We start from the raw sequence: 9,628 nt of genomic DNA on the forward strand, positions 1-9,628 counted from the left end.
TCCAGCTGGCCATGACCGATCTGATGGCCCGCCGCCTCACCGACGAAGCCACCATCTCCTGGCGCGACCCGACACCACAGGATCAAACACCCATTCCGGGATGAAACATCGGGAGAAAACGACCTCTTAGGCCACGAATAGACCTGACGCCGTTCGGCAGGCGTTGAGGCAGCCGTCGCTTCGGCGCCGCGGAGACGAGGCTAGGGCTTGCGCCACTGGCCAGCCTCACGAACCGGTGCAGTCCTTACAGCTGTCACAAAGCAACGCCATGCCTCACCGCTGACGGGTACGAAGGGCCCCCTTGAGATCTTCGAGTCGCGTATGAGCGCGCCCTGAGCGTCGAAGGCACACTCCACGCACTCGGTGGCGTTGCCGCCGCTGTATGAAGACTTGAACCACCTGGGCTCCGAGGTGATCAGGGGGCTGGCGGGCATTCAGAGCTCCTTGCGGGCGCGATGGATCAGTGCGGAGGAAGCCTCCATGTCCAACGCTTGTGCGCGGAGGTACTCGAACGCAAGTCTGTATCGCTCCAGTTCTGCTTCCTTTTCCAGGAAGAGAGAGCCTGTATGGAAGTCGACGTACACCACATCAAGGGCGGGTTGAGGGCCGCCGATGATGACGAAGCTCCCCAGCGCTGCTGCATGGGCGCCCTGCGAGAAGGGCAGCACTTGGAGCGTGATGTGAGGAGACTCGTTCGCTTCGAGCAGTCGATCGAGCTGCTCTCGCATAAGCCTTGGGGACCCGACGACCCGGCGGATCACTGACTCGTCGAGGATTGCCCAGAGGCGCAGCGGTTTCGTGCGGGTGAGGATCTCCTGCCGCTTCATACGGATGTCGACCAGCCGCTCGATTTCCGATGGCCCCAGGGGCACCTCGTTGGCTCTCTGCAGCGCAGTGCTGTAGGCGCGGGTCTGCAGGAGGCCTGGGACGTACACGCAGGAGAAGTGGTTCTCGCTCACTGCCTCGTCCTCAAGTGTGAGCAGGAGATTCATGCTCTCGGGGATGGCGTCGGCGAAGGAGCTCCACCAGCCCTGCTGCTTGGCCTCCTTGGCGAGTTTGACGATGGCGTCGCGTTCGGTTTCCGTCGCCCCGTACTCGCGGCACAACGCATCGACGAGGATCCACTTGACCGGTCCGGACTGGGTCTCGTACCTGCTGACTGTTGCCTTGGATACGTCAACGCGTCGGCCGGCCTCCTCAAGCGTCAGCCCCTGCCGGGCACGCAACTTTCGCAGCATCGCGCCCAATTGTCGCCGACGGGTGGTAGTCCGCTCGGACATTTAGCTCCTTCGCCAAGCGTTGGGTGGCCGGCCCCGAGATCTTCAACAGGCTAGGCAGGGGGGCGTCGCGCCACCATCGGATTCACCCGATGGATTTTCGTGAGAAGTTACATGGTGAGACTTCTCTGTGCCATGCTCGGCTACAGGTCGCTACGCAACGCAGTCGTATGGTTACGGCGGCGCACTCGGTGCGTGGCATGGGAGGGAGGAGTGGCCCAGTGTCAGGCTGCCAAGTCACCGAATCCGGACTCCGTTGTGTCCTGCCGTTTGAAGCGGAGCCGGCGGAAGTTCGTCTGCTCCGCAGAGCCACCGTCGCGCAGCTTGCCCGATGGGGCGTGTCGTCTGCGGCCGAAGAAGCGGAGCTGCTGGTGACAGAACTCGTCACGAACGTCATCAGACATGTGGGGGAGGGCGTCCCGGCGACACTCATCCTGGAGTGGAGGTATGAACGCCTGCGCATCGAGGTCCACGACAAGAGCCGGCTCTTGCCGGCCCCCGTAAAGGCTCGCTGTGACCAGGAGGGCGGGCGTGGCCTCCATTTGCTCGCGGCTCTGGCGGCGGACTGGGGGGCGGTCCTGACGGCTGCCGGCAAGTCCGTGTGGTGTGAGATTGCGGCACAGCCGACGGCTGTGTGCCGACGTGCCGAGCGGGCTCGCGGAGCGCTTGAGTGGTACCGGAAGGGACACCCCGCCATGGCTGCGGAAGGGCGCAGTAAGTCAGTTCTCCTTGAGGAGTCTGCGGTCGAGCTGATCGCGGACTTGTTGCACTGGACCGCCGCACAGGGGCACGACCCGGATGAGGTACTGGACCGGGCGCAGGTGCACTACGAAGCCGAAGTGGCTACCGTTGCCTGACCACTGGCACGCTTGCCCCTTGGCTTCAGGGTGCCCCTCGCCGCGTAGACAGGGCCGCTCGCAAGAGTGCGGCGGCATCGTCAGGCGCTCCGTGCTGGTGAAGCTGGGCCGCTGTCCGCATCACATGAGGATCGGGATTGTCCCGTCCGTAGATGTGGATCAACGTGCCTGCCAGTTCGTCCAGTTGCCCCTCGCGCAGGGCACATACGAGGGCTGCCGTCTCTACCGGGCTGAGCACTTCTGCGGAGTGGCGCAGCAGGGCCAGAACTCCGTCTTGCCGGCCGCCGTTCTGCAGGGCTTCGGCTTGGCGGGCGACAGTCAGTGCGGCCCTCTTCTCGGGATTACTCTGCTGCCGGTCCCCCCTCCGAGGGGGGACCGGCAGCAGAGCCGCGTCCGCCCGCGCCGCCAGACGCGATCGCTGGCCGGCCCGAATGGCGCGCCGTGCGGTGGCCTTGAGTGAGTGCCCCTCTCTCACCTTCAGGACCTGTACCTCCGCCTTCAGTGTCCGCACCTCGTGCTTCAAGGCCGCAGCCTCCTCCCGTAGGGCTGCTGTCTCTTCCTTTACGGTGCCGAGTTCGGCCTGGGTGATGCTGAGTTCATCGGCGCTATCGCTGGCCTGTTGCCGCAACGCCGCCGTCTCACCGTGCAATCTCACGCAGTCGCCGCATTGCTGCTCGGCGGTGGCCGTGGAGTGCAGCTCCTCTAGGTCGGCGAGCGTGATGCCTACCTTCTCCACGCTCCCCGCGTCCTTAGTCGCGGCAGCGTGAAGAAGCCTGACGATCGCTATGTCCGGCAGGTACTCGGCGCGGAGGAATCTGGACAGTGACGTATCGCAGGTGTGCAGCCGGTCGGCTGCTTGCTTCTGCGTGGGGGCGCTGCCGTTGGGTTCCAAGGCCAGGAGGCGGCAGAGTTTCTGCAGTTCGGCTGCAAACGCGCGCTTCCCAGGCGGAACGTCACTGCCGAACTTCTTAACTGTCCAGCAGTAAGGAGTCTTGCTTCCCTTTGGTCGTGGCATACCACGCACTTCGCTTTCTGGTCTATATGTAGCGAACCAGTGCAAATCCACCTGCTGTTGACCGGTGTTGTCGACATGGCGGCCGCATCAGGCTGATGTTCAGTCAATTGTGCATGACGGAAGCCGAGTTGTGTTCTTGCTACCTGTTGCGCAAGTGCTCCAGTGGGGACTGGGTTTCGGTCCTTGGTGGGACACTGTGGATAGCCGCTCGTGGAGCGGGGGGTGGCCAAGACGAAGCCTGTGTCGCTGCGTGAGTTACGCATGCGCACATACTGCGCCTTTGCCAAAATGCGTGCGATTCGACATCAGGAGTGACAAATGGCTCTGCCGTCCTGGCGGGACGCGAAGTTGGGAAGCATGGCTCGGGCCGCACTGTGGCTCGTGCAGGAAGTGGGGGAGGGCAAGATCTTCACGAAGGCCGAGCTGCGCGAGGCGTTCCCGGACGTCGCTCAGATCGACCGGCGCATGCGCGACCTGCGGGACCACGACTGGAAGATCTCGACTAGCCGCGAGGACCCGACTCTCCGTCAGCAGGAGCAGCGGTTCGTGGCGCAGGGTGCGGAGGTGTGGATCCCTGGCAAGTCGAAGGCGCCGAAGCACAAGGCGAGCCTTACCGCGGCCCAGCGCGCCAAGGTGCTGGACGAGGACGGCTACCTTTGCCGCACGTGCGGCATCGCGGCTGGTGAGCCGTACGAGGAGGGAATCGAACAGGCAGTGCTCAACGTGGCCCGCCGCCAGGTGATCCAGCCTGGCGGAGACGTCACCTACGAGTTGGTCACCGAGTGCAAGCGGTGTGGTGTCGGCAGCTCCGGCCGGCAAGCCGACCTCGGGCGGGTCTTGGAGCAGGCGGCTGCCCTGTCGCCCATGGAACAGCGGGTGCTCGGCGCCTGGATCGCTGCGGACCGGCGTTCCCTGAGTCCGGTGGACAAGCTCTGGGGCCAGTACCGGACTCTTCCGGAGACCTCCCGTAGGGCTGTGGCGGATGCACTCGACGGCGCGAACGACTAGGACAGGACGGACCGGAATCTGATGCGAGAACTTCCCGCTCCGCCGCAGGCGGACGAACTGAGCGATCTGATCAAGAAGAAGGTCGCGGAGGCGCAAACGGCAGGCGGTACCCGCGAGACGGTGACTGTTGACTGGAATGAGCAGAAGGCGCACGTCGACGTGATCGACCTGCCCCTCAACAAGCTCTACTTCAACCCCAGCACGCACCGTATCCGGGCTCAGCGGAGCCACGACGCGGCGAAGGACGCGGGGCTGGATCAGGACCCGTGGAGTGAGGAGAGCCAGAACTACCTCCGTTTCCTGCTTCAGGTCTCGCCGGCCGACACCAGTCTGCGCGACGTCGAGTTCGACGCCCTCAAGGACAGCCTCGAAGAGTTCGGTCAGAACGACCCCGGGCTCGTCACTCATCAGGGCATCTTGGTCAACGGCAATACCCGAGCAGCCGCCCTGAAACTGCTTGGCGTGCAGTCGATGCGTGTGGGCGTGCTGCCCGAGTGGTTCACCTGGGCGGACATCAATGCCGTGGAGCTGTCCTTGCAGCTCCGTCGGGATCACCGGCGCGACTACTCCTACATCAACCGAATCATCGCCATGGAGGAGCAGGCGGCCCTCGGGCGTACGCCCGAACAGATTGCTAAGGAGTTCCGGATCCAGGTCCGGACATACCACCAGGAACGCTGGATCCTTGCCACGATCCGTGAGCTGATCAAGCGCAGCCAGGACGCTGGGGGCAACGGCCTCCGGCTGGTCGACTGGGAAGGCGCCCAGGAGCGCCTCAAGGAACTCCAGCGCTTGTACGTGAAGCTGGAGACGCTCGACCGCGACCAGGCGGAGATTCTCAAGGAACTGCGTCTGGCCGCCATTCTGCTCAACTTCTCCAAGACCGACGTGCGGCACATCAACGAGAACTCTCTCAAGGAGGGGCTGGAGCAAAAGCTGCTCTCCGCTGGTCCGGCGCTTGACAACCGGTCTGAGGCCAAGCCGATGGGTGTCATGATCCCCGGACTCGGGGTGGAGGTCCCAGCAGCTTCCACCGCGGTGGCTGACGTGAAGGCACTCAACGACAGTCTCTTGCGTGCCGCCGCTGTGGTACGCAGCAAGAGCGGGGGCCCGGACCTCGGTAACGAGGCGAAGGAGCGGGCTCAGAGAGTTCTGGACGAAGCAAAGGACGTCTTCTATGAAGTCATCGATGCCGAGATCCGCGGGGCCCGTCTGCGCAAGCGCAAGCAGCTCGCGCCGGCCCGTCTCGCAGAGGCGTGCGCCAGCATCGACCAGTGCGTGAGCGACCTAGTGCAGGCCCGCACATCGCGCAGCCTCGACGAAGAAGCTTTTGATGACGCGGTGATCAAGCTCCGTGGCAGCCTGCTGAAGCTGGCCCAGCAGGCGGGCCGCGGTCTCCAGAATCCGGGCGACGGCGTGGCCTGGCTGATGGCCGCTGTCGCCACGGAGGCCGGACAGTGACGGACACATCCAGCGAAACGTCCCTGCACTTGGGGTTCGATGAGACGCACACGCGCGTCGTGCTCCGGACCACTGAGCACCACCAGCCGGACCTGGTCCAGCTGGCCGCCCGTTTCCGGACGGGCGGCCAGCTCGGCCTGCTCAGCGCCTCTGTTGCTCTTGATGACTTCCTGGCCAACCTGCAAGTTCTTGGCGACTGGCCCGACCCTCGCGGTGTGGAGTGGTCCTCTGCCTTGAGGAAGCTGGCGACCGGTGTCCTCCAGGACGCGCGGACCGTGGAAACCAGGCTGGCGGGTACGGGATCTGCCGGCGAGGTCGACGCGGACGATGTCCCGAGTCTGCTCGGCGACAACTGGAAAGGTGAGCTGAGCGCCTTCCAGCGCCGGGACATCGCGAAGCTCCTGTCTCTCCAGCACGGTGCCAACTTCAGCGTGCCCGGGGCTGGCAAGACGCGCGTCGCGCTTGCTGTGTATGCGGCGCAGAAGGCCGCCGGCCACGCGCGGCGGCTTCTGGTTGTCTGCCCGAAGTCGGCCTACGACTCGTGGCGTTTCGAGACGGCGGAGTGTCTGACGCACGCTCTCCGCGTCAACGTCCTGGACGGGTCGCTGGACCAATGGGCGGAGGTGCTCGTCGTCAACTACGAACGGCTGGACCGCTCGCTGTCGATGCTGACCACCTGGCTGGCAGCCGAGCCCTCGATGATCATCCTTGATGAGGCGCACAGGATGAAGCTCGGGGCCCGGGGCACCTACGGTGCCGCGTGCATGGCCCTAGGGCCACATGCGGACCGTCGCCTGATCCTCACAGGTACGCCGGCTCCGAACGGTTCCAAGGACCTGGAGAATCTATTGGGCTTCGTCTGGCCGGGGCACGGACAACAGACCGTCGTCCGCGCCGTGGCCGGGGGAGACCTTCGGCAGGCAAGTACGGTGCTACGGCCGTTGTTCACGCGGACGACCAAGCAGGAACTCGGTCTGCCTCCTGTCGATCTGGGCATTCGTTACGTGGACATGCCGCCCCTGCATGACGAGATCTACAGCTCCCTCGTCGGCGGGATGAGTAATGGGGCGGCCAGGGAGGATCTCAGCGCGCTCGGCAAGACAGCTCTGCGGCTTCTGATGGCCGCTACGAGTCCGGCTCTGCTCCTGGAAGGTGCCACCAAGTACGAGCCGCTGGCTTACCAATTGCCTCCGCTGGAGATTCCCCCAGGCGGCTCTCTGTACTCGAAGTTGCAGAACCTCCCCGACCACGAGCTGTCACCGAAGTACAAGGAAGCCGTGGCGATCATCGCCGAAAACGCGGCGGCCGGACGTAAGACGCTGGTTTGGACGACGTTCGTCCGGAGCCTTACGACGCTAGAGCGCATGCTGGGGAAATTCAGTCCGGCCGTGGTCTACGGAGGGACCCCCGACCGAGAGGAACAGATCCGGCGGTTCCGCGATGATCCGGCCTGCATGGTGCTGATCTCCAACCCGGCGACCCTCGGCGAGGGCATCAGCCTGCACCACCACTGTCATGACGCTGTTTACGTGGACCGCGACTTCATGGCCGGCCGGTTTCTGCAGAGCCTGGACCGCATCCATCGCCTCGGCCTCGCGCCGGGCACCGAGACGCGGGTCACGGTCCTCGCCGTACGCAACTCCATAGACGAGGTCGTGGCTGCGCGGTTGGAACAGAAGCTGGCCTTCATGGGCCAGATCCTGGATGACCCCACAGTCCAGCAACTTGCCGACTTGGAAGAGGAGCCGTCGGTGGCGGCTGGTCTGGCGCCGAGTGACATCGAAGCGCTGCTGAGTCACCTGGGGGGCAACCGGTAGTGGGCTGCATGAGGTGGACGCAGGGCACTACGATCGATGCTGTGTCCTCCGAAGCCGTATGGGAAGCCCCGGAAGGTTCCTGGGCTTCGTCCGCTGCCCGCCGTCGTAACATGCAGGCCATCCGCAGCCGAGATACAAAGCCGGAATGGCTGATCAGACGTCTGGTGCACGCCCGAGGGCTCCGCTACCGGGTGGCGGCACGCCCCATACCAGACCTTCGCCGGACGGCCGACTTGGTCTTCCGCCCAGCGAAGGTCGCGGTATTCATTGACGGCTGCTATTGGCATGGCTGCCCTGAACATTACGTGCCACCTAGAACGAACTCCGGTTACTGGTCGGAGAAGGTGCTGCGTAATGTGAAGCGGGACAGGGACACGGATCAGAGGCTCAGTGACGCGGGCTGGCTCGTGCTCCGGTTCTGGGAGCACGAGCAGTCAGTGGCTTGTGCCGACAAGATTGCCGCGACGGTCCTCGCGCGCAGGCGCGGGAGTGGTTGTCGCTGAAATTGAGAGTTCCATTTGACGTGGAATGTCATCCAGGGCGGCTGAGTCCGGGGAGTCGACGTCGTAGTTGCTGAGAAGCTCTTCCCGGTGCTCTGGTCGCAGAATAGCAGCGATTGCGCGGCCTACAGCTTCAGCGACCGGCGGGGGAAAGGCATTTCCTACTTGCCGGTATTGTGCTGTCTTTTTCCCTTGGAACCGCCAGTTTCGCGGAAATCCCTGGATGATGGCGGCTTGCTCGACGGTGAGCATTGGGCCGTTCTCCCTGAACAAGTCCCGTTCCGGGTCGCAAGCTTTCGGGTCGTTGGCCACCCCCATGGCGTCAACTCCCATGGCTGCCCATGCCCTCTTCGCTCGCGTGGGTCCAAGGTCGGCGCCGCCGTGTTTCCTGGATCCACCCACCAGGGTGGGGGCCACGCCGCGGCCGGCGGCCGCGGACTTTCGAGCCGCGTCGAGCCAGTCGTTGTAAACGTCCTCGCCTGTCCGCTGTCCGGGCTTGGCCGGCTCGCCCCACTTGTTCTTGTCCCAGTACGGAAGGCACCGTTCCCGCATGGTCCTTTTGAGGCTTTCCGCGACAGCGGCTTCGTCGCCCTTAATTCCCAGCGGCCAGCAGAATTCATTGACGCCGGGCTTTGAGATGTCCTCGCGGATGGCGACTAGGATGGCTCGAGGGCGCAGTTGAGGGACGCCGAAATCTTTCGCATCGAGTCGGCGCCATACCTTCCGCATCTCGAGATCCTGGGCTCCTGGAGAAAGTGAAGCGTCAACGTTGGGGACTGTGTAGCCAGCGCGGCGCAATCGATCGAGGATCTTAGCCCTATATTCGATGAAGACCTCGGGCGGCTCAAGGATGCCCCGGACGTTTTCAATCATGACTGCTTTAGGGGTAAGCTTTTCAATGATATTCAGAGCTTCCGGGAATAGGTCGCGCTCATCATCTTCGCCCAGTCTTTTTCCGGCCAGGGAAAAGGGAGGGCAAGGGACGCCGCCCGCGAAGAGGTCGAGGGTATCGCCTCTTAGATCAAGGCCCCGGCATGCGTCTGATGTGAGAAATTCCTTGACGTCCATCGGATCGAGGGCTTGGGCCTTTTGCGGCGTCCACCCGGGCCAGCGTCCGACGTTGGCCCGCAGTGTACTAACCGCGTGCTGATCCCACTCGACGAGTGCCAAGTGATCAAATCCGGCATTGTGCAGCCCCACGGCCTGCCCACCGGCCCCCGCACAGATCTCGATCGAGGTCAGTGGCGTGGTGAACTGCGGACGCTTCTGGCCGCTGGGGGGCATGCCGCTCCTTCTGGGGATGAACCATCGTGCTGAGGAGGGACCGTGGCTGTTGGCGGCCGCTCCTGCCAAAGTCTCGCATCTGTCAGGGTCTCCACGGGCACCAGTATGTGACTGGCCGATCCAGGCGCGAGACTAGCCCTCGGCTGCGCGCAGTCGAGGGCAGAGTGAGATTTTAAGGGGTGCGGAAAACGCGGGGCAGTTCTAGACGCCCCTGTTCAGGTCAGCTCCATGACACTCGCCATAAGCCCGACTCGAGCCGCACCAGCAAGCCGCCCCCCGCTGCGGCGGCCACGCCACCGCCCGGCCCCTTGCCGCCAGTGTCGTCGCGTACTGGGGGAGGAGGGTCGGGTCTGTCGGGGACGAGAGTTCCGATGCCGCGAAGGCCTCGTAGGACGGGACCGTGCCGGTG

Annotated in this window: 10 protein-coding genes and 1 pseudogene; 6 read left to right on the forward strand and 5 right to left on the reverse strand. The window is 64.3% G+C overall.

All coding sequences use genetic code 11. The features are described 5' to 3' along the window. Nucleotides 1–104 (forward strand): annotated as a pseudogene (locus tag K4G64_RS41215) (IS5/IS1182 family transposase); the annotation flags it as partial. 96 nt (nucleotides 105–200) lie between these two features. On the opposite strand, the gene K4G64_RS36265 reads toward K4G64_RS41215, so the two are convergent. Both K4G64_RS36265 and K4G64_RS36270 read right to left on the reverse strand, forming a co-directional pair. Further along, complete coding sequence (locus K4G64_RS36265) at nucleotides 201–434, reverse strand: DUF397 domain-containing protein (protein WP_221760140.1); 234 nt, start codon at nucleotides 432–434, stop codon at nucleotides 201–203. Further along, nucleotides 435–1,280: a helix-turn-helix transcriptional regulator gene (locus K4G64_RS36270; protein ID WP_221760141.1), complete on the reverse strand. Its 846-nt coding sequence runs from the start codon at nucleotides 1,278–1,280 to the stop codon at nucleotides 435–437. 218 nt (nucleotides 1,281–1,498) lie between these two features. Between K4G64_RS36270 and K4G64_RS36275 the strand changes: the two genes are divergently transcribed. Next, nucleotides 1,499–2,134, forward strand: coding sequence for an ATP-binding protein (locus tag K4G64_RS36275; RefSeq protein WP_221760142.1), 636 nt, complete (start codon nucleotides 1,499–1,501; stop codon nucleotides 2,132–2,134). Between the two features lie 25 nt (nucleotides 2,135–2,159). Here the strand turns inward: K4G64_RS36275 and K4G64_RS36280 are convergent, their stop codons facing one another. Continuing rightward, complete coding sequence (locus K4G64_RS36280; RefSeq protein ID WP_221760143.1) at nucleotides 2,160–3,149, reverse strand: hypothetical protein; 990 nt, start codon at nucleotides 3,147–3,149, stop codon at nucleotides 2,160–2,162. Nucleotides 3,150–3,467: 318 nt separating this feature from the next. On the opposite strand from K4G64_RS36280, the gene K4G64_RS36285 reads away from it, so the two are divergent. Genes K4G64_RS36285 through K4G64_RS36300 form a run of 4 tightly spaced genes read left to right on the forward strand, consistent with a single transcriptional unit; the run spans nucleotide 3,468 to nucleotide 7,938 of the window. Further along, nucleotides 3,468–4,157 carry a hypothetical protein gene (locus K4G64_RS36285; protein WP_221760144.1) on the forward strand — a complete coding sequence of 230 codons (690 nt, stop codon included), beginning with the start codon at nucleotides 3,468–3,470 and terminating at the stop codon, nucleotides 4,155–4,157. Between the two features lie 21 nt (nucleotides 4,158–4,178). After that, a complete protein-coding gene (locus tag K4G64_RS36290) occupies nucleotides 4,179–5,618 on the forward strand; it encodes a hypothetical protein (RefSeq protein ID WP_221760145.1) in 1,440 nt (479 codons plus the stop codon). Further along, a complete protein-coding gene (locus K4G64_RS36295) occupies nucleotides 5,615–7,435 on the forward strand; it encodes a DEAD/DEAH box helicase (protein WP_308122584.1) in 1,821 nt (606 codons plus the stop codon). The genes K4G64_RS36290 and K4G64_RS36295 overlap by 4 nt, the downstream gene beginning before the upstream one ends. Nucleotides 7,436–7,443: 8 nt before the next feature. Then, entirely contained in the window at nucleotides 7,444–7,938 is a 495-nt protein-coding gene (locus K4G64_RS36300) for a very short patch repair endonuclease (protein ID WP_221760146.1), read from the forward strand. On the opposite strand, the gene K4G64_RS36305 is transcribed toward K4G64_RS36300, so the two are convergent. Further along, nucleotides 7,870–9,219 (reverse strand): DNA cytosine methyltransferase, encoded by a 1,350-nt coding sequence (locus K4G64_RS36305; protein ID WP_221760147.1) that lies wholly within the window; start codon nucleotides 9,217–9,219, stop codon nucleotides 7,870–7,872. The two genes, K4G64_RS36300 and K4G64_RS36305, sit on opposite strands and share 69 nt — an antisense overlap. A gap of 201 nt (nucleotides 9,220–9,420) precedes the next feature. Continuing rightward, nucleotides 9,421–9,628 (reverse strand): SEC-C domain-containing protein (locus K4G64_RS36310; RefSeq protein WP_221760148.1); only part of this gene is annotated, 208 nt, incomplete at its 5' end.

The organism is Streptomyces sp. WAC04114, from assembly GCF_019733245.1.
GTDB lineage: Bacteria > Actinomycetota > Actinomycetes > Streptomycetales > Streptomycetaceae > Streptomyces > Streptomyces massasporeus_A.

Coding starts and splice junctions, on each gene's coding strand:
- K4G64_RS36300 (WP_221760146.1), top strand. CDS start 7,444: ATGAGGTGGACGCAGGGCACTACGATCGATGCTGTGTCCTCCGAAGCC.
- K4G64_RS36270 (WP_221760141.1), bottom strand. CDS start 1,280: ATGTCCGAGCGGACTACCACCCGTCGGCGACAATTGGGCGCGATGCTG.
- K4G64_RS36305 (WP_221760147.1), bottom strand. CDS start 9,219: ATGCCCCCCAGCGGCCAGAAGCGTCCGCAGTTCACCACGCCACTGACC.
- K4G64_RS36290 (WP_221760145.1), top strand. CDS start 4,179: ATGCGAGAACTTCCCGCTCCGCCGCAGGCGGACGAACTGAGCGATCTG.
- K4G64_RS36280 (WP_221760143.1), bottom strand. CDS start 3,149: ATGCCACGACCAAAGGGAAGCAAGACTCCTTACTGCTGGACAGTTAAG.
- K4G64_RS36265 (WP_221760140.1), bottom strand. CDS start 434: ATGCCCGCCAGCCCCCTGATCACCTCGGAGCCCAGGTGGTTCAAGTCT.
- K4G64_RS36285 (WP_221760144.1), top strand. CDS start 3,468: ATGGCTCTGCCGTCCTGGCGGGACGCGAAGTTGGGAAGCATGGCTCGG.